The sequence below is a fragment of the Ramlibacter sp. GS1-15 genome (genome assembly GCF_057785015.1).
On record NZ_JBYNTU010000001.1, the window covers coordinates 900,499 to 923,369 of the forward strand.

The 22,871-nt window shown below is 69.9% G+C and carries 27 protein-coding genes; 11 read left to right on the top strand and 16 right to left on the bottom strand.

Annotation, left to right across the window (positions count from 1 at the left end):
* The first annotated feature begins 24 nt into the window (after positions 1–24).
* From AC3EF3_RS04410 to AC3EF3_RS04435, 6 genes are read left to right on the top strand one after another with little or no spacing between them, the layout of a single operon-like run.
* Positions 25–981 carry a sulfonate ABC transporter substrate-binding protein gene (locus tag AC3EF3_RS04410; RefSeq protein WP_488530937.1) on the top strand — a complete coding sequence of 319 codons (957 nt, stop codon included), beginning with the start codon at positions 25–27 and terminating at the stop codon, positions 979–981.
* Positions 981–1,943: an aliphatic sulfonate ABC transporter substrate-binding protein gene (locus AC3EF3_RS04415; protein ID WP_488530938.1), complete on the top strand. Its 963-nt coding sequence runs from the start codon at positions 981–983 to the stop codon at positions 1,941–1,943. The genes AC3EF3_RS04410 and AC3EF3_RS04415 overlap by 1 nt, the downstream gene beginning before the upstream one ends.
* Positions 1,940–3,103: an FMNH2-dependent alkanesulfonate monooxygenase gene (gene ssuD / locus AC3EF3_RS04420; RefSeq protein ID WP_488530939.1), complete on the top strand. Its 1,164-nt coding sequence runs from the start codon at positions 1,940–1,942 to the stop codon at positions 3,101–3,103. Before AC3EF3_RS04415 ends, ssuD begins: the two co-directional genes overlap by 4 nt.
* On the top strand, positions 3,103–3,861 hold the full coding sequence (ssuC, locus tag AC3EF3_RS04425; protein WP_488530940.1) for an aliphatic sulfonate ABC transporter permease SsuC: 759 nt from the start codon (positions 3,103–3,105) through the stop codon (positions 3,859–3,861). Before ssuD ends, ssuC begins: the two co-directional genes overlap by 1 nt.
* 13 nt (positions 3,862–3,874) lie before the next feature.
* The gene (locus tag AC3EF3_RS04430; RefSeq protein ID WP_488530941.1) at positions 3,875–4,681 is read left to right on the top strand and encodes an ATP-binding cassette domain-containing protein; all 807 of its coding nucleotides are present in this window, start codon (positions 3,875–3,877) and stop codon (positions 4,679–4,681) included.
* Between the two features lie 25 nt (positions 4,682–4,706).
* Positions 4,707–4,922: a TOBE domain-containing protein gene (locus AC3EF3_RS04435; protein ID WP_488530942.1), complete on the top strand. Its 216-nt coding sequence runs from the start codon at positions 4,707–4,709 to the stop codon at positions 4,920–4,922.
* On the opposite strand, the gene AC3EF3_RS04440 is transcribed toward AC3EF3_RS04435, so the two are convergent.
* The 10 genes from AC3EF3_RS04440 to AC3EF3_RS04485 form a co-directional block, all read right to left on the bottom strand.
* Positions 4,923–5,900, bottom strand: coding sequence for an NAD-dependent epimerase/dehydratase family protein (locus AC3EF3_RS04440; RefSeq protein WP_488530943.1), 978 nt, complete (start codon positions 5,898–5,900; stop codon positions 4,923–4,925).
* Positions 5,897–7,570 (bottom strand): FAD-dependent oxidoreductase, encoded by a 1,674-nt coding sequence (locus tag AC3EF3_RS04445; protein WP_488530944.1) that lies wholly within the window; start codon positions 7,568–7,570, stop codon positions 5,897–5,899. The genes AC3EF3_RS04440 and AC3EF3_RS04445 overlap by 4 nt, the downstream gene beginning before the upstream one ends.
* On the bottom strand, positions 7,567–8,715 hold the full coding sequence (locus AC3EF3_RS04450) for a glycosyltransferase family 4 protein (protein WP_488530945.1): 1,149 nt from the start codon (positions 8,713–8,715) through the stop codon (positions 7,567–7,569). The genes AC3EF3_RS04445 and AC3EF3_RS04450 overlap by 4 nt, the downstream gene beginning before the upstream one ends.
* Before the next feature lie 10 nt (positions 8,716–8,725).
* Positions 8,726–9,805, bottom strand: coding sequence for an acyltransferase family protein (locus AC3EF3_RS04455; protein ID WP_488530946.1), 1,080 nt, complete (start codon positions 9,803–9,805; stop codon positions 8,726–8,728).
* Positions 9,802–10,860, bottom strand: a complete 1,059-nt coding sequence (locus tag AC3EF3_RS04460; protein WP_488530947.1) for a glycosyltransferase family 2 protein — start codon at positions 10,858–10,860, stop codon at positions 9,802–9,804. The genes AC3EF3_RS04455 and AC3EF3_RS04460 overlap by 4 nt, the downstream gene beginning before the upstream one ends.
* Positions 10,857–11,819 (bottom strand): glycosyltransferase family 2 protein, encoded by a 963-nt coding sequence (locus AC3EF3_RS04465; RefSeq protein WP_488530948.1) that lies wholly within the window; start codon positions 11,817–11,819, stop codon positions 10,857–10,859. The genes AC3EF3_RS04460 and AC3EF3_RS04465 overlap by 4 nt, the downstream gene beginning before the upstream one ends.
* A complete protein-coding gene (locus AC3EF3_RS04470) occupies positions 11,816–13,156 on the bottom strand; it encodes an O-antigen ligase family protein (protein ID WP_488530949.1) in 1,341 nt (446 codons plus the stop codon). Before AC3EF3_RS04470 ends, AC3EF3_RS04465 begins: the two co-directional genes overlap by 4 nt.
* Positions 13,153–14,649, bottom strand: coding sequence for an oligosaccharide flippase family protein (locus AC3EF3_RS04475; protein ID WP_488530950.1), 1,497 nt, complete (start codon positions 14,647–14,649; stop codon positions 13,153–13,155). Before AC3EF3_RS04475 ends, AC3EF3_RS04470 begins: the two co-directional genes overlap by 4 nt.
* Positions 14,646–14,969: a hypothetical protein gene (locus tag AC3EF3_RS04480; RefSeq protein ID WP_488530951.1), complete on the bottom strand. Its 324-nt coding sequence runs from the start codon at positions 14,967–14,969 to the stop codon at positions 14,646–14,648. The genes AC3EF3_RS04475 and AC3EF3_RS04480 overlap by 4 nt, the downstream gene beginning before the upstream one ends.
* Positions 14,970–15,098: 129 nt before the next feature.
* On the bottom strand, positions 15,099–16,286 hold the full coding sequence (locus tag AC3EF3_RS04485; RefSeq protein WP_488530952.1) for an acyltransferase family protein: 1,188 nt from the start codon (positions 16,284–16,286) through the stop codon (positions 15,099–15,101).
* A gap of 120 nt (positions 16,287–16,406) precedes the next feature.
* Between AC3EF3_RS04485 and AC3EF3_RS04490 the strand changes: the two genes are divergently transcribed.
* The 4 genes from AC3EF3_RS04490 to AC3EF3_RS04505 are packed head-to-tail and all read left to right on the top strand — an operon-like array spanning position 16,407 to position 17,309.
* The gene (locus tag AC3EF3_RS04490) at positions 16,407–16,694 is read left to right on the top strand and encodes a hypothetical protein (protein ID WP_488530953.1); all 288 of its coding nucleotides are present in this window, start codon (positions 16,407–16,409) and stop codon (positions 16,692–16,694) included.
* 11 nt (positions 16,695–16,705) lie between these two features.
* Positions 16,706–16,957, top strand: coding sequence for a hypothetical protein (locus AC3EF3_RS04495; protein WP_488530954.1), 252 nt, complete (start codon positions 16,706–16,708; stop codon positions 16,955–16,957).
* 9 nt (positions 16,958–16,966) lie between these two features.
* The gene (locus AC3EF3_RS04500) at positions 16,967–17,128 is read left to right on the top strand and encodes a hypothetical protein (protein ID WP_488530955.1); all 162 of its coding nucleotides are present in this window, start codon (positions 16,967–16,969) and stop codon (positions 17,126–17,128) included.
* 7 nt (positions 17,129–17,135) lie between these two features.
* Positions 17,136–17,309, top strand: coding sequence for a hypothetical protein (locus AC3EF3_RS04505; protein WP_488530956.1), 174 nt, complete (start codon positions 17,136–17,138; stop codon positions 17,307–17,309).
* On the opposite strand, the gene AC3EF3_RS04510 is transcribed toward AC3EF3_RS04505, so the two are convergent.
* Complete coding sequence (locus AC3EF3_RS04510) at positions 17,302–18,042, bottom strand: hypothetical protein (RefSeq protein ID WP_488530957.1); 741 nt, start codon at positions 18,040–18,042, stop codon at positions 17,302–17,304. The genes AC3EF3_RS04505 and AC3EF3_RS04510 overlap by 8 nt on opposite strands.
* Positions 18,043–18,155: 113 nt before the next feature.
* On the opposite strand from AC3EF3_RS04510, the gene AC3EF3_RS04515 reads away from it, so the two are divergent.
* Positions 18,156–18,464: a hypothetical protein gene (locus tag AC3EF3_RS04515; protein WP_488530958.1), complete on the top strand. Its 309-nt coding sequence runs from the start codon at positions 18,156–18,158 to the stop codon at positions 18,462–18,464.
* A gap of 7 nt (positions 18,465–18,471) precedes the next feature.
* Here AC3EF3_RS04515 and AC3EF3_RS04520 read toward each other — a convergent pair whose 3' ends face one another.
* The 5 genes from AC3EF3_RS04520 to AC3EF3_RS04540 are packed head-to-tail and all read right to left on the bottom strand — an operon-like array spanning position 18,472 to position 22,781.
* Complete coding sequence (locus AC3EF3_RS04520) at positions 18,472–18,636, bottom strand: hypothetical protein (RefSeq protein WP_488530959.1); 165 nt, start codon at positions 18,634–18,636, stop codon at positions 18,472–18,474.
* Positions 18,633–19,559: a DMT family transporter gene (locus AC3EF3_RS04525; protein WP_488530960.1), complete on the bottom strand. Its 927-nt coding sequence runs from the start codon at positions 19,557–19,559 to the stop codon at positions 18,633–18,635. The genes AC3EF3_RS04520 and AC3EF3_RS04525 overlap by 4 nt, the downstream gene beginning before the upstream one ends.
* Positions 19,556–20,050 (bottom strand): methylated-DNA--[protein]-cysteine S-methyltransferase, encoded by a 495-nt coding sequence (locus AC3EF3_RS04530; RefSeq protein WP_488530961.1) that lies wholly within the window; start codon positions 20,048–20,050, stop codon positions 19,556–19,558. Before AC3EF3_RS04530 ends, AC3EF3_RS04525 begins: the two co-directional genes overlap by 4 nt.
* A complete protein-coding gene (locus AC3EF3_RS04535; protein ID WP_488530962.1) occupies positions 20,047–21,537 on the bottom strand; it encodes a DNA-3-methyladenine glycosylase 2 family protein in 1,491 nt (496 codons plus the stop codon). The genes AC3EF3_RS04530 and AC3EF3_RS04535 overlap by 4 nt, the downstream gene beginning before the upstream one ends.
* 59 nt (positions 21,538–21,596) lie before the next feature.
* Positions 21,597–22,781, bottom strand: a complete 1,185-nt coding sequence (locus tag AC3EF3_RS04540) for an MFS transporter (protein ID WP_488530963.1) — start codon at positions 22,779–22,781, stop codon at positions 21,597–21,599.
* Positions 22,782–22,871 lie beyond the last annotated feature (90 nt).

Sequence of the window (22,871 nt, forward strand, 5' to 3'; positions counted from 1 at the left end):
GAGCGGGCAAGGACAAGGCTTGCCATGAAGAAACTGTTCCACTCCATCACGCGCCGTGCGGCGCTCGCGGCCATCGCCGCGGCCCTCGGCGTCTCCGCCTTCGCGCAATCGCGCGCCGAGCTGCGCATCGGCTTCCAGAAAGGCGCGAGCCTGCTCCTGCTGCAGAAGGCGCAGGGCAGCATCGAGAAGAAGCTCGCGCCCTTGGGCGTGGGCGTGAAGTGGGTGGAGTTCCCCGCGGGCCCGCAGTTGCTCGAAGGCCTGAACGTCGGCTCGGTCGACGTCGGCTTCACCGGCGAGGCGCCGCCCATCTTCGCGCAGGCCGCGGGCGCGAAGTTCTATTACATCGGCAACGACCCGGCCGCGCCGCGCGCCGAAGCGCTGGTCGTGCCGAAGGATTCGCCGATCAAGTCGGTGGCCGGGCTCAAGGGCCGGAAGGTCGCGCTCAACAAGGGCAGCAACGTGCACTACCTGCTCGTGAAGCTGCTCGAGAAGAACGGCCTGAAGCTCGCCGACATCACGCCGGTGTACCTGCCGCCGGCCGATGCGCGCGCGGCCTTCGAGAGCAAGGCCGTGGACGCCTGGGTGATCTGGGACCCGTACACCGCGGCCGCCGAAAGGCAGATCGGCGCGCGCGTGCTGGCCGATGCCACCGGCGTGGCCAGCAACCACCAGTTCTACCTGGGCGAGCGCGGCTACGTCGACAGGAACCCGCAGGTGATCCGCGCGCTGTTCGACGACTCGGTCGAGAAGGGCCAGTGGATCAAGGCCCACGCGCATGAAGCCGCCCAGCTGATCGCGCCGCTGCAAGGCCTGCCGGTCGACGTCGTGGAAGCGAGCCTGCGCCGCTACGAGTTCAACGTGAAGCCGCTCACGCCGGCGGTCGTCGCCGAGCAGCAGAAGATCGCGGACACCTTCGCCGAGCTGAAGCTGATTCCCCGGCCGGTTTCCGTGCGCGAAGCCACGTGGCAAGGGGCCCAGTGATGTCGCGCCGCAGTTTCCTGAAAGTCCTCGGCGTCACGGCCGCGGCCTGGGGCGTCGGGCTGCCCGCCATCGCGCAAGCCGGTGAACCGCTCACGCAATTGCGCATCGGCTACCAGAAGTCCGCGGTGAACCTCGTCATCCTGAAGCAATTGGGCACGCTGGAAAGGCGCTTCCCGCAGGCGAAGGTGCAGTGGATCGAGTTCCCGGCCGGCCCGCAACTGCTCGAAGCGCTGTCCGTCGGCAGCCTCGAGTTCGGGCTGACCGGCGACACGCCGCCGGTCTTCGCGCAGGCCGCGGGCAAGGACCTGCTGTATGTCGGTGCCGAGCCGCCCAAGCCGCTCAGCTCGGCGATCCTGGTGCCGCGCGATTCGGCGATCCGCGAGCTCGCCGACCTCAAGGGCAAGCGCATCGCGCTGCAAAAAGGGTCGAGCGCGCATTACCTGCTGGTGCGCGCCGTGGAGAAGGCGAAGCTCGCGTGGAGCGACATCCAGCCGGTGTACCTCGCGCCCGCCGACGCGCGTGCGGCCTTCGAACGCCGCAGCGTCGATGCCTGGGCGATCTGGGACCCGTTCTACGCGGCCGCCGAACTCGCGCTTGCTCCTCGCGTGCTCGCGAACGGCAAGGACCTGTCGAGCAACAACTCCTTCTACCTCGCCTCGCGCGCCTTCACCACGCGGCATGCGCAGGAACTCGGCGTGGTGCTGGACGAACTCGCGCGGGCCGACCGGCTGGTGCAGGCCGAGCGGCCGCGCGCGATCAAGCTGGTGGCCGACTTCAGCGGGCTCGATGCCGGCGTGGTGAGCACTTTCATCGCGCGCCGCCCGCCGTCGCCGGTGGAGCTGATCACCCCGGCCATCACCGCCGACCAGCAACGCGTGGCCGATGCCTTCTTCCAGCTCGGCCTCATCCCGAAACCCGTACGCGTCGCCGACATCGTCTGGCGACCGGAGAGCAACAAATGAACGTCTTCTGGTTTCTTCCCACCCACGGCGACAGCCGTTACCTCGGCACGGCCGAGGGCGCGCGGCCGGTCGACCACGATTACCTGAAGCAGATCGCGCAGGCCGCCGACACGCTCGGCTACGAAGGCGTGCTGATCCCCACCGGCCGCTCGTGCGAGGACCCGTGGGTGGTCGCCTCCAGCCTGCTGGGCGTGACCCGGCGACTGAAGTTCCTCGTCGCCGTGCGCCCGGGCCTGCACCAGCCGAGCCTGGCCGCACGCATGGCCGCCACCTTCGATCGGCTGTCGAACGGGCGCTTGCTGATCAATCTCGTCACCGGCGGCGACCAGGTCGAACTCGAAGGCGACGGTGTGTTCCTCGACCACGCCGCGCGTTACGCACAATCGGCCGAGTTCATCCGCATCTGGCGCGAGATCCTGGCGCGCAGCCACGAGGGCGCGGCGTTCGACTACGACGGCGAGCATCTTTCCGTGCGCGGCGCGAAGCTGCTCTTCCCGCCGATCCAGCAGCCGCACCCGCCGGTGTATTTCGGCGGCTCGTCCGCCTCGGCCCACGAACTGGCGGCGCAGCAGGTGGATACCTATCTCACCTGGGGCGAGCCGCCGGCGGACGTCGCGAAGAAAGTCGCCGACGTGCGGCAGCGCGCCGCGAAGCACGGCCGCGACGTGAAGTTCGGCATCCGCCTGCACGTGATCGTGCGCGAGACCGAGGACGCAGCGTGGCAGGCGGCGGAAGACCTGATCAGCCGTCTCGACGATGCCACCGTGCTGCGCGCGCAGACGGCGTTCGCCCGCATGGATTCCGAGGGCCAGCGCCGCATGGCCGCGCTGCACGGCAACGGCCGCAAGCGCACCCGCGCCGACCTGGAGATCAGCCCCAACCTGTGGGCGGGCGTGGGCCTGGTGCGCGGCGGCGCGGGCACGGCGCTCGTCGGCGATGCGAAGACCGTGGCCGCGCGCATCGAGGAATACGCGGCGCTCGGCCTGGACAACTTCATCCTCTCGGGCTACCCGCACCTGGAGGAAGCCTATCGCTTCGCCGAACTCGTGTTCCCGCGGCTGCCGGCGCGTTTGAAGGGGAAGCTGCCGGGCCGCGCGCTCGCCGGACCCTTCGGCGAGGTCGTCGCCAACAACTACGCGCCGCGGGCCTCGCAAAGCTGATGTCGATCGAAGAACGCATCCTCCCCTGGCTGTTGCCGATCGCGCTGCTCGCCTCATGGCAGGCCGCGTCGCAGTTCGGCTGGCTGTCCACGCGCGTGCTGCCGGCGCCCATCGAAGTTGGGCGCGCGGCATGGACGCTGGCGGCCTCGGGCGAGCTGTGGACGCACGTCAAGGTGAGCACGGCCCGCGCGTTCGGCGGCCTCGCGATCGGCGGCGGGCTCAGCCTGCTGCTGGGCCTGCTCACCGGGTCCGTGCGCTGGGCCGAGACGCTGCTGGACACCAGCTTCCAGATGCTGCGCAACATCCCGGCGCTGGCGCTGATCCCGCTGGTGATCCTGTGGTTCGGCATCGACGAGAGCGCGAAGCTGTTCCTCATCGCCGTGTCGGTGTTCTTCCCGATCTACCTGAACACCTTCCACGGCATCCGCAACGTGGACCCGGGCCTGATCGAGATGGGCCGCACCTACGGCCTCACGCGCTGGCAGCTCTACCGCCAGGTGATCCTGCCCGGCGCGCTGTCATCCATCCTCGTGGGCTTGCGCTTCGCGCTCGGCCTGATGTGGGTGATCCTGATCGTGGCCGAAACGATTTCCGCGCAGGCCGGCATCGGCTATCTCACGATGAACGCACGCGAGTTCCTGCAGACCGACGTCGTGCTCGTGGGCATCCTGCTCTACGCGATCCTGGGCAAGCTCGCGGACCTGGCCGCGCGCGGGCTCGAACGCTGGTGGTTGCGCTGGCACCCCGGCTACCAATGAACGAGGCGTCCCCATGACCGAATCCCTCCACTCCGGCGCGCGCGTCACGCTGCGCGGCCTGTCCAAACGCTACGTGAAGCGCGACGTGCTCCGCAAGGCCAACCTCGAGATCGCGCCCGGCGAGTTCGTCGCCATCGTCGGGCGCAGCGGCTGCGGCAAGAGCACGCTGCTGCGCCTGGTCGCGGGCCTCGAGTTCGCGACGCACGGCAGCGTGCAGATCGACGGCGACGGCACCGGCGGCCTGCGCGAGGACGCGCGCATCATGTTCCAGGACTCACGCCTGCTGCCCTGGCAGCGCGTGTGGGACAACGTGGCGCTGGGCCTGCCGCCCGATCGCCGCCATCACGCGCTGGAGTTGCTCAAGCAGGTGGGCCTGGCCGACCGCGCGGGCGAATGGCCGTCGCGCCTGTCGGGCGGGCAGCGGCAGCGCGTCGCCCTGGCGCGCGCGCTGGTCCACCATCCACGCCTGCTGCTGCTGGACGAGCCGCTCGGCGCACTGGACGCGCTCACGCGCATCGAGATGCAGCAGCTGATCGAAAGCTTGTGGCAGCGCCACGGCTTCACGGCGCTGCTCGTCACGCACGACGTGCAGGAGGCCGTGAGCCTGGCCGACCGCGTGGTCCTCATCGAGGAGGGCCAGGTGGCGCTCGACGTGCGCGTGGCGCTGCCGCGTCCGCGCTCGCACGGCGACGCCGCCTTCGCCGCGCTCGAGGACCGCATCCTCGCGCGCGTGCTGGACCAGCCCGAAGCCGCCGAGCAGCCCCGTCCCGATACCCATTGGTTCCAGCCCGCGGCGCATGCGCTGCGCTGGGCCGTCTGACCCTTCACTCACCGAGGAGAACACCATGCCCATCCAGGCCATCAACGTACGCAACCAGTTCAGGGGTCAGGTCAAGGAGATCCTGCGCGGCGACGTGCTGTCGGAAGTCGACGTGCAGACGCCGTGGGGGATCGTCACGTCCGTCATCACCACGCGATCCATCGACGAGCTGCAGCTCAAGGCCGGCTCGGACGTCGTCGCCTTCGTGAAGGCGACGGAAGTGTCGATCGCCAAGCTCTGATCAGGCGTCCGTCACGACCGTGACCGGTGCGCGCCTTGCCTGCGGGTACGCCGCCTTGAACCAAGCGGCCGATTCGCGCAGCACGCGCTCGTACGGCGTCCACGCGATCCGCAGTTCGCTTTCCGCGAGCTCGCTGCGCAGGTGCAGCTGCCGCTCGAACACGCCGAGCAGGCCGGGCGGCAGCGGATCGGGCAGGGCGTGCGCGGGGCGGCCCGTCTTCCCGGCAAGGATCTCGAGGATCTTCAGCGGCGGGCCCAGCAGCTTCGCATCGAGCTTCAGCCGGCGCGCCGGGAGGCGTGGCACGGGCGTCGCACCGATGGCCAGCGCGAGGTCGATGAAGTAGTCGTTCCAGCGCGGGCTGTCGGACGCCGCGAGGTTGAAGACGCTCGGCAGTCCCGGGTGGGTCGGAATACGCAGCGACGCGATGACGGCGGCGCAGACGTCGTCGAGCGCGACCAGGTTCGCCCAGCCGTCGCCTGCCGCGCCCAGGTCGCCCAGCCGGCGCGCGCGCAGCAGGCGGCCGATGCGCCCCACCCACAGCTCGCTGCCCGGCCCCCACACGCAGCCGGGCCGCAGCATCACGACAGCGCCGTCGTAATCGGCGATCAGGTCCTCGGCCTCGCACTTGGCTTTGGCGTACCAGCCGATCGACGGGTCGCGCGGCGACGCTTCGGTCACTTCGCCCTCGAGCGCGCCGTACACCGACATGGTCGAGAGGTGCACGATCCGCGGCCGGCCCGATGTCTGCGCGGCCTGCACCAGCACCCGGGCGCCCTGCGCGATGGCGGCGGCGCTGCCCGCGACGCAGTTCACCACCGCATCGACGCCTTGCAGGGCGCGCTTCATCGATGCGAGGTCCAGGGTGTCCACGCCCGCGCGGCGCGAGGCGCTCACCGGTGTCGCCCATCCGGTCTGGGCGAGCAGCGTGCACAGCCGCGCGCCGATGTAGCCCGAGCCGCCGAGCACGAGCACCTTCATGCGACGGCCTCTTCGACGAGCGTGACCGACTTGCGCGAGAGCCGCTGCGCGAGGTGCCTGCCCAGCCGCAACGAGAGCGCCAGCAAGGTGAGCGTCGGGTTGGCCTGGCTCGAGGTCGGGAACACGGCGCTGCCGGCCACGAACAGGTTGTCGACCGAGTGCACGCGGCAGTTCGCGTCGACCACGCTGGTGCGCGGATCGCTCCCCATGCGTGCCGTCCCGATGTGGTGCCCGCCGTACGCGCCGAAGCGCAACAGGTCCTCTTCCAGCGTGCCGCCGTCGTACGTGAGGCGGCCGATGCCGCTGCGCTGGATCTCCTGCGCCATCAGGTCCAGCGTGCGGCGCAACGATTCGATGTCTTCCGGTCCGTGCCGCCAGTCGACACGCAACTGCGGCAGGCCGAGCGCGTCGCGCTTGTCCGCGAGCGTCACGCGGCTGGCGGCTCGGGGAAACTGCTCGCCATGCAGCTCCAGGCTGAAGCGGTTGCTGCGGTTGCGCAGGATCACGGACGGGAACTTGCGCTCGGCCAGCGTGCGCTTGGCCACCCAGTGCGCGAGGAAGGCTGCCGTGTCGACGGGGTCGGCCACGACGTTCCACGCGTGCCGCGCGTGCAAGGCGAGCGTCGGCTCGGTGCCGTCGTTCAGGCGCTTGCCGTATTCGTAGCTGATGAACTTGCGCGCGAGGAACAGGCCCGACAGCACGCCGATGCCGTGCCGCGGGTCGGTGATGCGCGGGAAGTGCAGGCGTGCGACGGCATTGGCGAGGCCGTGGCGGCGCTGCTCGCGCTCGGCGATCGACAGGCGCCGCCGGCAGTACACGCCTTCGGGCGAGATCTCGTAGCCATGGCGCACGTTCGATGTCGGCCCGTCGATCAGGAGCGTGCCCACGTTGCCGGCGATGTGGCACATGTAGTAGCGGCCCACCACGTCGTGTTCGTTGCCGATGTTCGATGCGAGCATCAGGCGTGCCGTCTCGAGCCCGCCGGTCGCGAGCACGGTGACGCGCGGCTGCACGAAGAAACGCTTGCCCGCGAGCGTTGTCACTTCCACCTCACGCAGCGTGCGGCCCTGGTGGACCGGCTTCAGCGCCGTGCAATTCGCGCCGAGCAGCACCTGGATGTCGTTCGCCACGCGCAGGCGCCGGGCGTAACGCGTGCCGAAGTTCGTCGGGCAGGAGAAGCGCTCGAGGCCGTCGGTGCGCACCACGCTGCTCTCGAAACCGCGGAACATCGGCGGCGCATCGGGGCCGAGCGCCGCACCCGCGTCGTAAGCGAAGCGACCGGCCTCGGCCAGCCGGTTCGCCTCGGGATAGAAGGGCATCAGGTCGTCGAGCGAGATCGGCCAGCCGCTGCCCGGCACCCAGTCGCGCCGCTCGAAGTCGATGGCATCGAAAGGCATGCAGCGCCCGCCCCAGATGGCCGTGGAGCCGCCCAAGCGCCGCTGGCGGTATGTGTCCGGCGGGCTGTGCAGCTTCGCGTCGGCCACTTCGCCGTCGTAGAGCGATTGCGTCGCGGCGTGCAGGTCGAGCCGGCCCGATTCGAGCAGCACCACCGCCAGCCCCTGGCCCGACAGCGACAGCGCGAGCGAGATCCCGGCCGGGCCCGCGCCGACGATGCACACGTCGGCTTCGAGTCGCGCGCCGTTGTCGATGTCGTTCGCATCGGCGATCACTGCACGAGTTCCTCCGCGACCTCGGGCTCGGGCAGGCGCCCGGCGATGCCGAAGTGGCGCTGGTGCACGCGCGCGACGCTGGTGAAGAAGCGCTCGAGCGAAAACTGCTGCTCGTACGCCTGGCGGCCATTGCGTGCGAGGCGCGCGCGCAGCTCTTCGTCGACCAGCAGGTTCGTCAGGGCCTGCGCCAGCGCATCGACGTCCCCCACGGGAACGAAGCGCACGTTCACGCCGTCGTCCAGCACCATGGGCGTCTCGCCGATGGGCGTGGTCACCACGGCCACGCCATGGGCCAGCGCCTCGAGGATGACCAGCGGCAGCACCTCGTCGCGCGAGGGCAGCACGAGCACGTCGGCGGTGGCGAGGAGCTTGCTGACCTTCTCCTGGTCGCACCAGCCTTCGAACTTCACCCAGTCGAGCACGCCCAGGTCGGCGGCTTCGCGCTGGTAGCGCTCCAGGTCGCCGTTGCCGGCGAGGATCACCTCGACCTTCGAGCGGTCCAGGCCGGTGCGCGCGAGGGCCTGCAGCAGGCCGCCGATGCCCTTGCGTTCGCACAAGGTCCCGACGAACAGCAGGCGCTTCACATCGGACGTCACGCGGGCGGGCGCCTGCTGCGGACCGGGCACGCCGTTGATGACGATGTCGACCTTCTTCGCCGGCACGCCCAGCTCGTCGATCACGAAGCGCCGGGGCTCCGAGCCGATGACGACCACGCCCGAGGTCTGCGCGAACGTCCAGCGCACCAGCGATTGCGCGAAGGGCGGCAGGCGCTTCTCGTAGAAGTGCTTCATCGTCGCATGCAGGTGGATCACCACCGGCACGCCCAGGGCGCGGCAGGTGAGGACGATCATGCTCTTGCGCAGCAGCGACAGCTTCTCGGCCATGTTCACGTGCACCCCGGCGAGCCGGCCGTCGAAGCGGCCGCGCGCGATTTTCCACATCGCACGGGCGAGGTGGCCGAAGGAGGCCAGCGCCGATCCTTCGCCACGCGTGTCCAGCTCGCACAGTCGCGCGGCATGGGGCGGTGTCTTCGTGGCCTGGGCCTGGATCAGGTAGTCGGCCACGCGGTACATCCCGCCGCCTGCGGTGCCCCACGGGCAGGCGAGATAGATGATGCGATCGGTGCGCGCGGCGGCCGCGGGCACGATCAGGGATTCACTGTGAAGCGGTGTTTGCTGCATGCGTGTGGAGGGCCCGGGCCGGCCTGAACAGCAGCCGCTTGAAGACTGAGATCAGGGCCTTTTCGAGCCACAGGTAGGAAGCCGAGCCCGCGGCCATCACGGCCAGCGAGGTGAGCAGGAACACAGCCAGCGTGTCGGTCATGCCCAGCTTCCTGAGCAGCATGACGCACCCCGGGACGACGAAGGTGTGCGAGAGATAGATCGAATACGACGCGTCGCCGAGGAAGGCGAGCGGCCTGGCCCAGCGCCGCCCTTCGATCACGCGTTCCAGCCACAAGGTGCCGAGCACGATCGCGCCCGCGCCCAGTCCCCAGGGGAAGATGCGGTCGGACGCGGGGTCCCAGCCCAGCCCGAACGTGAACACGATGCCGGCGGCCAGCACCAGCGCGCCCGCACCGGCCGGCGCCGCGCCCCAGCGCATCAGCACCTGCGCGAAGGCCACGCCGATGATGAATTCGAAGATGATGGTCTGGGCGTAGAAGGCCAGCGGCACCGAGCCGGGCAGGAAGCGCGCGGCGACGAAGAGCGACAGGAACACCAGCAGGCACATGCGGATGCGCGGCGCACCGAGGGCGATGGCGCACGCGAACACCACGTAGAACAGCATCTCGAAGTTGAGCGTCCAGCCCACGGGCAGCACCGGCTGGATCAGGCCCCAGGGCGCCGTCACCGGGACGAAGAACAGCGAGGCGGCGAGGTGGCCGGGTGCGATGGTCGACTTCACCGCGAGCGCCGGCACGGCCAGGATGAGCGCTGTTTTCAGCAGCGTGTAGAACCAGTAGACCGGCACGATGCGCACGATGCGGCGCTTGATGAAGATCCACGCGTTCGCGGCGCGCTGGGCCGCCGTCGGCGCGGTGCCGGCCGTGGAGATCATCATCACGAAGCCGCTGATGACGAAGAAGATGTCCACGCCGACGGTGCCGGTGGCCCAGTACACGGACTCGCCGCGGCCGGTGATGTGGATCGAGATCGCCTGCGTGATGTGCAGCACGGCCACGAGCATCGCGGCCGCGAAACGCAGGATCTGCAGGCCGACGAAGGTCTGTTTCATGCGATCCGCTGCCTTTGCCGCGATTCGAGCGATTGCGGCGGCTCGTGCACGACGATGCTGGCGATGGGCGACTCCGGCGGCACGCGCGGCCGCAGGAACCCTCGCACCAGGCCCGCTGCGTTGAAGGACCACGAGACGATCGAATGCAGCGCCCGGCCCGGCGAGCCCTTGCGCAAGGTCATGGCCGCGAACGGTGCCAGCGCGACCAGCGCGAAGGCCGCCGTGCGCGCGGCGAGCGGCAGCGGCCAGAACGGGATCGTCGCCAGCGCTGCCCATCCCACGAGCACGGCCGCATAAAGGCGCGCTTCGCGCAGCCCTCGCAGCGCCAGCCCCAGTTGACCCCGCCCGATTGCGCCGCGCAGCAGCTCGCCGATGCCGCAGACGTACTTCGATCGCCAACGGCGCACCAGCAGCGCATAGGGCGGCGCATCGTGGCCGAAGTGCGTGGCCGAGGCGACCGGCAGGCGCCACAGCTTCCAGCCGAGCGCGCGCAGCCGCACGCCCAGGTCGAACTCCTCGTAGCCGTGCAGGTTGCGGTCCGACAGATACCCGGCCTCCTCGATCGCGATGCGCCGGTACAGGCCGCCGCCGTCGAGACGGTCGACTTCGCCGGGCTGCAGGTGCGCGTGGTTGCGCGCGGCGCGTTCGCGGTACTCCAGGCTCTCGTGGTTCAGCTCGATCAGCCGCCCGCCCACGCCGCCGACTTCCGGATGCTGCGCGAGGAAGGTGAGTGCGCGCTCGAGGAAGCCCGGCGCCATGCGCATGTCGCCGTCGAGGATGTGGATGAATTCGCCGCGCGCGTGCTGGAATCCCAGTTGCGGGCCGATGCCGCAGCAGCGCTCTTCGGCATGGGCGAGCTGCACCACCTTGATCGGGTAGCGCGACGCGAGCTCCACGGTGGCGTCGCTCGAGCAGCTGTCGGCCAGCACGACCTCGCCGTCCAGCTTCGCGATCGCGGCCAGGCTGGTCTCGATCGCGGCGCAGATGTTCTTCTCCTCGTTCAGCGCCTTGATCACGATCGACACGCCGCAGTGGCCTTGCAAGGTGTCCGTCATGGCAATGTCCCCTGCTGCGCGAATGCGTCGGCGCTGCGCAGGCGCCATCGCTGCCAGCGCCCGGCCATCTGGGCCGGGGCGAGCAGCATGCAGAAAGTGATCTGCCAGCGGCGCCCGGTGGCGGCGTAGCGCGCCGACATCAGCCAGCGCAGCGCGTCGCGCCGGTGGCCGGCGGCGAGCTCGTCGCGCGCGATGGTGATCTCCTGTTGCGCGACGAACCACAGTGCCGAGTGCCGGAAGCGGGCGGGGATGGTGCCGTCCAGCGCCTGCTGCCGCATGCGCACCAGGTAGGGCGGCAGCGCGTCCCAGCGGCCCTTGGCCGTGAGCGAGCCCGACACCGCCATCCGGTACGCGGCGAGCGGCGCGTGCACCAGCGCCACCGGCGTCTGGTCGGCCACACGGAACCACACGTCGAGGTCCTCGCCGAAGGATTCGCCGACAGGGAAACAGGGCTGCATCGTCTTCAGCCGGTCGGCGCGCACGGCGACGCTGCTCGTGAAGAAGGGCTGGTTCTTCATCCACCGCGTCCGCAGGTCGTCGATCAGCTCGATCTCGCAGAACGCCTCGGGCAGCAGCCAGGCGTTGGGCTCCTCCTCGCCGGCGATGGTCACGAACCCGGCGGCGGCCATGCCGGCCTCGGGGCAGGCGAAATGCGCCTTCTGCAGGTACGCGAGGAACTCCGGGTGGTGCCAGTCGTCCGCGTCGAGGAAGGCGATCCAGTCGCCGCTGGCCAGGGCGATCGCGTGGTTGCGCGCGGCGGAGACCCCCGCATTGCGCTGCCGCACGACGATGACGCGGGGGTCGCCGATCGCCTCCACGAGGTCGGCGCCGCCGTCGGTCGATCCGTCGTCCACGACGATCACCTCGTGCGGGGGCAGGGTCTGCTCGAGCGCGGAGCGCACGGCGGCTTCGATGAAGCGCGCCTTGTTGTACAGCGGGACGACGACCGAGAACTTCATGCCGCCACCCCTCCATAGGCGGGCCGGGCCCGCGGCTGCGTGGCCTGCGCACGCATCGATGCCGCGGCGGCCAGGGTCGTGACCAGCAGCAGGTGGGCGAAGTACTCGGTGCCGTAGCCGAACAGGGCCATGGGCACTTCGCTCACGGAGCGCAGCGCCATCGCCAGGAACAGCGCGATGCTCAGGCCCCCCGTGCGGCGGGCGTAGCGCAGCGACAGCGCGAGCAGCACGGCCGCGTAGGCCACCAGCGCAGCGGCGCCGATGGCGCCGGAGCGCGCGAGCGTGTCCATGAACTGGTTGTGCGCGTCGGTCGCGTTCGGCATGTGGATGGCCATGCGGTAGTCGTCGTCGAACAGGCCGGGGCCATAGCCGAACCACGGGTGCGCGTCCCATTCCTCCCACGCGATCGCCCAGATCTGGTCGCGGCCGGTCAGCGTCATGAGCTGCGCGCCTTCCTGCGTGTCGAAGAAATCCCCGACGCTCCGGCCGACGTCGGTGAAGAGCGTGATGACCAGCACCGCGGCGCCCAGGACCATCGCACCCAGACACAACACGATGCCGAATGCGCCTTCGCGCGGGTCGCCCAGCCGGCGCCACATCGACGGGCCGTGGCGCACCGCCACCATGGCGATCGCGCACAGCAGGAAGGCGATCCACGAGGTCTTCGACTGCGCCATGAACAGCACGAACAGTCCCAGCATCCAGGCGAGCACCGTGAGCCAGCGGCTGCGATAGGGCCGCGCCCACAGCAGCAGCAGCCCGGTCTGCGCGAACATGCCCATGGCCACCGGGTGCGGCGCGAGGCCGCCGAGGCGAGGGATACCCGGCAAGAGGCCCTGCCGATACGACTCGTCGAGGACCAGGGTCGGCCAGAACAGCATGAAGCTCGCGCTCGCCAGCATCAGCACGAACATCGCATCGTGCGCGCGATCGACGATGCGGCCGATCTCCTGCGTCGTGGCCAGCAGGCCCGCGAAGCCGATGACGAGGGCGTACGCGTATTCGTGCGAGACCTGCGGGTGCGCCCCGAGCAGGGCCGGCGCGGCGACGGTGCACACCCAGTAGCCGACGTAGGCCCACGCGAGCAGCACCGACGGCACCGGCCGGCGTTCGGCGAAGTGGTTCGCGATGCGTTCGGCGCTGATCAGCAGCAGCGCGAGCGACACGGCGCGCTGGATCCACGGCATCGCCGGATGGCGTGCGACGTCGGCCAGGCCGGCGAGTTCGGCGTAGGCGAGCGAGAGATTGCGTCCCGACAGCAGCACGTCCGCGGCGGCGAGCGCGATCATCAGGGGCATCACCCAGTGCATGTAGCCGGAACGGGAAACGAGCTTCATAGGACGGGTTCGCCGCGCGGTGCGAGCCGCGGGCCGATGACGGGAAGGATGCGCGAGAGCGCGGTACGTGCCTCGGCGCCCAGCGCCTCGGGCCTGAACAGCAGCACGAGCAGCATCGCGAGCGACGCGCACGAGCCGCCGGCGACGAGCGCGACGAGCGGTGAAGACAGCGGGGCCGAGGCCTCCTGGCCCACGAGCACGGCGAGCGCGCAGAGCGCGGACAGGGCGAAGCCGCGCCCCGCGTACGGCAGCAGCACGCGCCAGCGCAGCTCCAGCGCGCGCAGCGAGGCGGTGACGATCACGAGCGCGCGCGCGATGATGGCCAGGCACGAGACGATCGCGACGGCGCGCACGCCTTCGGGCGCGACCAGCCACCAGGCCGGCAGGACGATCGCGAGCAGCGGCAACTGCAGCAGGAACTCGTACTGCTTGCGGCCGGTGTTCCACAGCACGGGTGTCGACAGGCCCCAGCACGCCCAGGCGGGCAGGCACAGGAACATCGCAGCGAGCACCCATGCGGTTTCCATCCACGCGCTGCCGTACAGCAGGTGCACGAGGTCGGCCGAGAGCATCGCCATGACGATCGCGGCCGGCATGCCCAGCACGAGGATGCAGGCGAGCGCCAGCAGCCAGCCCTGCGCCAGCCGCTCGCGGCTTTGCTGCAGCTTCGCGCCGGTGGCCACGAACGCGGGTTGCAATGCGCCGACCAGCAGCACGTTCGGGATCGACGCCAGGTTGTAGGCGACGGTGAAGATCCCCACGGCGTGCGCGTTCAGCACGCGGCCGATGATCACGCGGTCCAGGTTGCCGAGCACCCAGTTGACGACGTTCGTGAAGAACACCGCGCGACCGGTCGAGAGCGCCTCGCCGCCGTTCGCGTGGCGAAAGAGCGGACGCAGCGGATGCGGCTTCGCCCAGTAGGTGGCGATCAGCGCCACCGCCGCCTGCACGACGCAGGCCGTGCCGAGCGCGTAGGCGCCGAAGCCGGCGATCGCCATCGGCACACCCACCGCGAGGTAGCCGGCGGCGTAGCTCGCGAGCTGCACCAGGCCCAGCAGGCGGAAGTTCAGGTCGCGCTGCAGCAGGTAGGTCGCCGGTGCGACCGCAGCCATCAGCAGGCTGGCCAGCGACAGCAGCTGGACCATGCCCTCCACGCGCGCATCGCCGAAGAAGGCCGCGAGCGCCGGCGCAGCCGCGAACATCGCCGCCGCCGAAACGATGCCGGCGATCATCTGCCACGTGAACGAGAAGCGGATGTCGTCGTCGTCGACCTTCGGCGCCAGCATCAGGCTGTAGCTGAAACTCGCGCCGGAGATGAAGCCGACGAAGGTGAGCACGGCGATGCCGATGCCGTACACGCCGAAGTTGCCCGGCCCGAGCATGCGCGCCAGCGCGACCTGCGCGACGAACTGCAGGGCGAAGCGCGCGGCCGTGGTGAGCGCGCTCCACTTGAGCGCACGTTCGGCGAGCGCCGCGAGAGCGCTTCCGGTCATGCGTCGGGGGCGCCGTACCGACGAAGGGCGATTCCCGACATCAATGCCAGCGCGGCAAGGAGCATCGCGGTGCCGCCGCGGCGCGGGTGGTCCTGGCCGTCGTCCTGCGCGCGCGCCGTCGGATGGATCGCAGGGGGTGTTTCGTCACGCGTGCCGGCGGCGGCGGTCTTGATCAACTCGGCGCGCGCGGGCGGCTTGGGCTGCTGCGCGGCGGAGTACGTGTCGGGTGCGGCCTTCGTGATCGCGGGTGTCGCGATGCATTCGGCAATGGCGCCTTGCGCAAAAATGCAGAGGGCGATGGCGGCGATATGTCTTGGCATCTGGCTCTCTCCCCTCGCAAGGGTTCCGGACGATTCTGCGTCACGTGCATGAGTGTGGGAGCCGGCTTGGCCCGATGGAGCTATGCGGTGTTTCGCCGCGCTCCTGCACTGCAGGCATCGTAGGGAGCCTCAGCGGCTGACCCTGTAGGACTGCTGCGATTTTTCCGGGCGCAAAGTGACGACAGCGTCACGCGAGAGCCACTTGCGCGTCCACTCGCGGCCGGGCGTCTCCACCCAGCGATAGGTGAACGCGCTGAAGGCGAAGGTCGCCGCCAGGGCGAGCGCGTAGAGCAGCGTGCCCTCGACGTCGTTGCGCCCGTACGCCATCACCCACTGCCCGTCCGGCAGCGCCATCGGCGTCCACAGGTCCAGGTGGGTGATGCGCTTCACCAGCGAGGGGAGGATGAGTACGACGAAGAAGTGCGTGAGGTAGATCGAGTACGACACCGCACCGAGCCACTTCAGCGGCCGCGAATGGAAGAGGCGGCTCACGAGCCCGCCTTCCGCGGCGAAGACGAGCACGGCGACGGCGAACACGAAGGGTGCCATGAACGACAGCGCCGACGTGCCCGCGGCCGAGACGAAGACGACGACGGCCACGACGGTCGCGCATTCGGCCAGCGTCATCAGGCCCGTGCGGCCGCTGCGGGGCTGCACGATCCCGCCGCCGAGCGTGTAGAGGCGGTAGCACGCGACGCCCAGCGCGAAGCCGAACACGCAGCGCAGGAAGCCCCAGTCGAAAGTCGTATCCATTCCGGTCTTCGACAGGTGCAACAGCAGCACCGGCGCGACCAGGGCCGTGGCCACGAGCAGCCAGTTGCGCATGCCCAGCCACACGCACACGAGCGCGAACACGACATAGGTCCACCACTCGGTGCTGATCGACCAGCTCGGCCCGTTCCAGGTCAGGTTCTCGTGCACGCCCATGCTTTGCAGCAGCAGCAGGTTCGTGATCACCGCGGACGGGCTGTTGGGCCCGGTGAACGCGTCGGGTTGCGTGAAAAGCCGCAGCGTTTCGTAGGCGACGAAGCACAGCAGCATGAAGAGGTGCAGCGGGTACACGCGCCCCAAACGCAGGATGAGGAAGCGCTTCACCCCGGGCCAGTCGCCGAGCCGCTTCGCGTAGTTCCACGCGATCACGAAGCCCGAGAGCACGAAGAAGAAATCGACGAACAGATAGCTGTTGCGCACCAGCGCCGTCGTGTAGATGGGGCTGTAGCCGTGGAAGTGGAACAGCACCACGAGGCTCGCGCACACGCCGCGCCAGCCGTCGAGGGCCTCGAAACGGTTGGTGGCGGGCGTGCTGCCGGACTGCATGAAAGGCGCGCAATGAGCCTGACGATTTTTCCATCATTCCGGGCTCGACGGCTGGCACCTTCGAGGGGTGCAGCCCTTGTCCTACACATGTGCAAGGACTCGTTTCATACGATGGTCCGCATGATGCGCTACAGCCGGAGTGAACACGCGCGCGTGCAGGCGTTGCAGCATGAAGTGCAGCGCGCGGAAGGCGACTACCAGCGGCTGCGCGCGGCCTACCTCGAGGTCGCCCGCAACGAGCCGGGGCATGAGGTTGCGCTCGCGATGATCGGCGCCGACATGGACCGCGCCCACGCCCACCTGCAGGCACTCATCGGCCTGCCGCGGCTGCCGTTCACGCACGAGCCGAGCACGGTGGTGCGCCGCGAGGCGCAGCGCCTCGCGAACGAAACGCAGGACAACCACTGACGCCATCCGGCGTGAGCAGTGCGGCGGCGATGATCCCTTACGAGGTCGATCCCAGCTTGCACAGCCACGAGCCGCAGGACGTGGTGCTCGACGACGGCTTCTCGCCGCGCGCGGCGACGCACCCGGTCGAGCCGGAGCCCTTGCCCCCGCAACCGGAGCCCCTGGCGCCCAACCCTTCGCACCTGCCGGTGGAACCGGAGTTCGGCCCCGCGATGCCGCCCGCCGACCCCGAGAACCCGCAGCCCCCGAAACCGAAGATCTGAAGGACCGCCATGACCATTGCGACACAGCCCGGCATCACGCCGCCCGTTCCCGGCCAGGAGAAGGAAGAGCCCGAACTCTGGGAGGAAGACGACATCCCCGTCGACCACGAGAGCTCGACAACGCAGGAGCCGGTGGCACACCATCCCGGGCAGAAGGAACGCGACGACTGACACAGTCATGAGCACCAACGCGCCGCCGGTGTCTCCACCGGACGAGCAGGCCCCCAAGCCGGTCAACCCCGAGCCGCTGCAGCAGCCCGAGGACCCGGAAAAGCGGGGCACGCATACCCACCCGCCCCCTGCGCATCCGCCGCATCACGAGAGCGAGCACCCGAAGGTGCCGACTACCTGAGCATCGCTTGCGGATCGTCGTCCGCCACCGGCAGCGGCGTGGCTTTCGCAAGCGCCATCCAGACGCCGAACGGCAGGCTTTCGCGTGCGCGGCGCGGGGCAGCGCGGATCACCACGAGCCGGTCGCCTTCGACGACCATCACGCCGCACTCGGCGGGCACCTCATCGGCCGAAGCGATGCAGCGCCCACGCGCATCGCAGCCGAGCACGTACCAGCATTCGCCCAGGTCCCGGTAGGCGGCGCGTTTGGATTCGTTCTTCAGGTCCGACAGCAGGTCGGCGCGGCGCACCTTGACCTCGTGCACGACCGGCTCGACATAGGTGGCGACGGATGTGTTGCGGATCGAGAAGACATCCGGCTTCGCCATGCACCAGCGCAGCGGCTTGTCTTCATCGGCCTGCGGCACCTGCGCGCGCAGCGACAGCCCGCGCCACGCGATGCGGCCCGCGCGGCTCATCTCCTGCGCCACCCGCTCGACCAGTGCTTCATGCGCGGAGAATGCGCGACGGTTGGCGGCGAGCGTCGTCGCCAGCAGCTGGATGCCCGCGTCGGTGACCCGCAGCGACTCATGGCCCGACGGCGCGTGCACGCGATCGAGCAAGCCGGCCGCGAGCAGTTCGATCTCCAGCGGGTCCTGGCACGGCCAGCCGGCGGAGCGGTAGATGTCGCGCAGCCGCCGCGCATGCGCCTTGCCGATGACGGGTTTTGTTTCAATCGGTGGCAACGCGCTCATGGAAATGCCGATCACAATCGCGGGCCAGTTTAGCTCGTCGCGTAGGCGGGCTCCCACGGTCTTTGTCTGGACCGGCTTATCCAATGGCTCATGCGGGCCATCAGAATGCAACCATGGTTGAGAACGCGATGTACGGCATCACCGCCGTCCGCTACGCCGGTGCGCAGGTCGTCGAGGCCATGATGGGCCTGATCGACCGCACGCAGGCGCGCTGGGACTTGCGCCCGGCGCCCACGCGCGTCACCGAAGTGGTCGACCGGCTCGTCGAAGGCGACACGGTGATCAGCCTGTTCCCCGATGACGAAGGACATCTGCAGCCCGGCCCCGAAGTGAAAGTGGACGTGCTGCCCGAAGGCGTCGAGACGCTGGCGCTCGCCGACGACAAGCCGGGGCGCAGCCTGAAGGACCTGCCGCGGTTCTGAAGACCGTTCAGAGGTTCCTGATTTCCTTCTTCAGCGCCAGCTTCTGTTCGTGACGCGCCGAGGACGTCGACCGGCGGTGCGAGCCCGCCTTGCGCTGCGCCGCCGCCGCGACGAGCGGGTTGCGCGGCTTCGGAGGCGGAAGGTGAAGCTTGATCTTGCGGGCCGAACTCATGGCCTCTTCCTGCCCAGGCGCAAGAGGCCGGTCGACAAGGCCGTGCCGCACACGATCACCGCGCCGCAAAAGAGCATCCAGCCCGTGACGGCTTCGCCGAGGAAGACCGCGCCGTAGAACACGGCGAAGACCGGCACCAGGAACGTGACGGCGAGCGCACGCGCCGGCCCGGCTTCCTCGATCAGGCGGAAGTAGAGGATGTAGGCGATGCCCGTGCACAGCACGCCCACCGCCCCGAGCGCGAGCCAGGCCCGCAGGCTGGGCATGCGATCGGGCCAGGTCCAGATCGCGGGAGCCGCGAGCGCGGCCACGGCGCCGAGCTGGCTGCCCGTGGCCGTCACGAGCGAAGGCAAGCCGGCCAGGTGGACCTTGGCCGCGTTGCCCGAGATGCCGTAGCAAAGCGTCGCGACGAGGCACGCGAGCACGGCCCACGCGGGCGCGATGCCCGACGCATCGGGCTTGAAGCTCGCCTTGTCCCACGCGAGCAGGGCGACGCCGGCGAAACCGATCGCGAGGCCGAGCACGCGCGAGGCCGTGGGCCGGTCCTTCAGCCACCACCAGGCGACGAGCGCACCGAACAGCGGCACCGTCGCATTGAGGATGGCCGACAGGCCCGTCGTGATCGCGAGCAGCGCGAACGCGAAGCACAGGAAAGGAATGCCGGAGTTGAGCACGCCGATCACGAAGATCTTCTTCCAGTGCTGCCGCAGGACGGGCATCTGGCCGCGCCATGCGAGCAGCGGCAGCAGAAAGATGGACGCGATCGCGACGCGCACGGCCGCCGTCGGCACGGCGCCGAACTCCACGGCACCGAGCCGCATGAAGAGGAAGGACGAGCCCCAGATCGCGGCGAGCAGCACGAAGTCGACGATCCAGCTGCGTCGCCGGGTTCGCGTGGCCGGCGGTGCGAGGACACTGCTCAAAGCGCACCCTCCAGCTTGAGCAACGCGTTCTTGCGCTCCAGGCCGCCGGCATAGCCGGTGAGCGAACCGCCCGCGCCCAGCACGCGATGGCAGGGCACGACGATGCTCACCGGGTTGCGCCCGACGGCGGCGCCGACCGCGCGCACGGCCTGCGGCGCGCCGATCTCGCGGCTGATCGTCGAATAGGTCGTTTTCGCGCCGTGCGGGATCGCGAGCAGCGCCTGCCACACCGATTGCTGGAATGGCGTGCCCAGCTGCAGGTCGAGCGGCAAGTCGAAGGACGTGCGCCGGCCCGCGAAGTAGTCGCGCAACTGCGCGACTGCGGCCTTCAGCAGCGGATGCTGCTCATCGACCACCCACTTCGAATGATCGGGCAGGTGCTTCTGCCCTTCGAACCAGATGCCGGCGATGCCGCGACCGGACGCGGCCACGATCATCTCGCCCAGCGGGCCGTGCCAGTGGACCTTGTGGAGTTGCGGCTGGAATTTCATTTCGGTGCTCCTTGGGACAGGGTGGCCCAGGCGCGGATCACAGCGTAACTGCGCCAGGGTTTCCATTGTTGCGACGCGGCTGCCGCGTTCGTGGCAGCATGGCGCGTCCCGCCGACGCCCAGCGCCTTGTGCAGCGCGACGTCGCCGGCCGGGAAGGCGTCGGGCCAGCGCAGCGCCCGCATCGCGATGTACTGCGCCGTCCAGTCGCCGATGCCGGGCAATTGCTTCAACTGCGCGATCGTCGTCTCGACATGCGCGCCGCTGTGCAACTGCAGCTCGCCCTGGGCGACGGCGCGCGCGATGCCGACGATCGCCGCCTGGCGCTGCCGCACGATGCCGAGCTCGCCGAGGGCGTTGCCTTCGGCCCGCGCCAGCACGGCCGCGTCGGGGAAGAGCCGTGTCAATGCCGGATCGCCGCTCTCGATGGGCTCGCCGAAGCGGTCGACCAGCCGCTGAGCGAGCGTGCGCGCGGCGGCCACCGTGATCTGCTGGCCGAGCACCGCGCGGATGGCGAGCTCATAGCCATTGAACGCGCCGGGCACGCGCAGGCCGTCGCCATGCGGGAAGCTCCCGTGCAGCACGGCGTTGATGGCCAGCGGGTCGGCATCGAGATCGAATGCGCAGCGCACGCGGTGGATGACGACGGGCAGGACCGGACGCAAGGTCTCGCTCACCCGCAGCAACACCTGGTGGCGCTCCTCGTCGAAGCTCACGCCGATCCAGCCCTTGTGGGCCTGCCCCTGGCTGTCGAGGGCGAGCGTGCGCGACAGCGTGCGATCCACCACGTGATCGACCCCGCCTATGGCGCGTGTCCGGAAGAAGGCGAGCATCGCATCGATGTCGTACGGCGGCCGCCAGGCCAGGCGGATCGCGAACGTCCCGCGCGCCACCGTGCGGCCCTCACGCCGCAGCTGGGTCGGGTTGAGGCCGTAGTGTTCCGCGAAGGCCGCATTGAATCGGCGCAGGCTCGCGTACCCGCTGATCAGCGCGACCTGCGAGATCGGCAGGTCGGTGTCGGCCAGCAGCTGCTTCGCCGTCAGCAGGCGCCGCGTCTGCAGGTACTGCACGGGCGAGACACCCAGGTGCGCCTCGAAGATGCGCCGCACGTGGCGGTCGCTCACGCCCAGCCGCCGCGCCAGCGACTCGACCGACGGCGCCTCGTCGCGCCATGCCTCCGGCTCGTCGAGCATGCGCACGGCCTGCTGGGCCAGGATGGACGTCGCGTCCTGGATCGACCACACGACCGAGTGCGGCGCCAGCTCGGGTCGGCAGCGCAGGCAGGGCCGGAAGCCGGCGCTCTCCGCCTGCGCCGCATGCGGGAAGAAACGGCAGTTCTCGCGCTTGGGCGTGCGCACGCGGCACACCGGCCGGCAGTAGATGCCGGTGGAGGTGACGCCCGTGAAGAAACGCCCGTCGAAGCGCGCGTCGCGCGCCTTCAGCGCGAGATAGCAGGCGTCGGGTTGCAGGGGTTCGGCGAGCGGCGACATGGAGCCCATGATACGCAGGCCCCGCTCTTGGGCTCGCCGTTTTCGGACATGTCCCCCGGTCACCGCAGAGGCGGGAGCACCAGCGGCCGCAGCATCCACAAACCGATCGCCGGCCCGACGGCCAGCCACGGCAGCAAGGCGGCCAGCGGCACCGCCTGCGCGCCCCGCACGAACAGCTCGATGCTGACCACCGTGATGCCGAAGCCGATGCTGTTGGAGAACGTCAGCACGCTGCCGACCAGTTGCGGCGGCGCGTTGCGTGCAGTGAGTGTCGAGAACTGCGGCGAATCGCCGACGACGGTCGTGCCCCACAGCAGCAGCCATGCCATGAAGATCGGCAAGGGCGCGTCGAGCAGCAGCGGGCCCGCCAGGCAACACAGGCCGCTCGTGGCCAATTGCGCTGCGGCCACGCGCGCGCTGCCGAAGCGCCGCACGAGCAGCCCGCCGACGACACAGCCGGCGAAGCCGCTGGCGATGATCGCGAAGGCGGCGCTGCTCACGCCGCCGGCCGCGAGCCGCGTCGCGAGGATGAGCGGCACCAGCACGTAGAAGGTGTACAGCTCCCACATGTGGCCGAAGTAGCCGAACACGGAGGCGCGCACCTTCCGGTCGGTCCAGATGACGCCCAGCGCCCGCGGCGTGATCGCCTGGCCGCGCGGCCGGTCGGGGTTCTCGGGCACGAGCCACGCGGTCGCCACGCCTCCTGCCAGGGCCAGCAGCGACACGCCGAGCACGACGCCTTGCCACGACAGCGGTGCACTGCCCCCGCTCCAGCCCAGCGCGCGCAATCCGTGCGGCAGCGCGGTGCCCAGCACCAGCGCGCCGATCAGCACGCCCATCGCGGCGCCCAGCCCTTCGCGGTACCAGCTGGCGGCGATCTTCATGCCGACCGGGTAGATGCCCGCCAGCAGGAAGCCGACGGCGAAGCGCAGCGCGAGCAGGGCGGCCCAATCGCTGCCCCGCAGCAGCAAGGTCGCGGCATTGGCGATCGCGCCGAGTGCGGCGCACGCCAGGAAGACACGCGTGGGCGGATGGCGGTCCGCCACCATGAGCAGCGCGAACACGAGCGTGCCGGCGACGAAGCCGATCTGCACGGCGGACGTGAGGGTGCCCACCGCGGCGGCGGGCAGTCCCCAGTCGCGCTGCAGGTCCGGCATGACGGCGTTCGTCGCGAACCACAGGGACGTGCCCGCGAATTGCGAGAACACGATCACCGGGAGCACGCGGCGCGGTGCAGGCGTCATGGGCCGATCTCGTCCATGCGCCATTGTGCGGTGTCTCAGCCATCGGTAACAGGCGCCCGCCTACAATTTCCCGTCCTCACTCCAACAAGA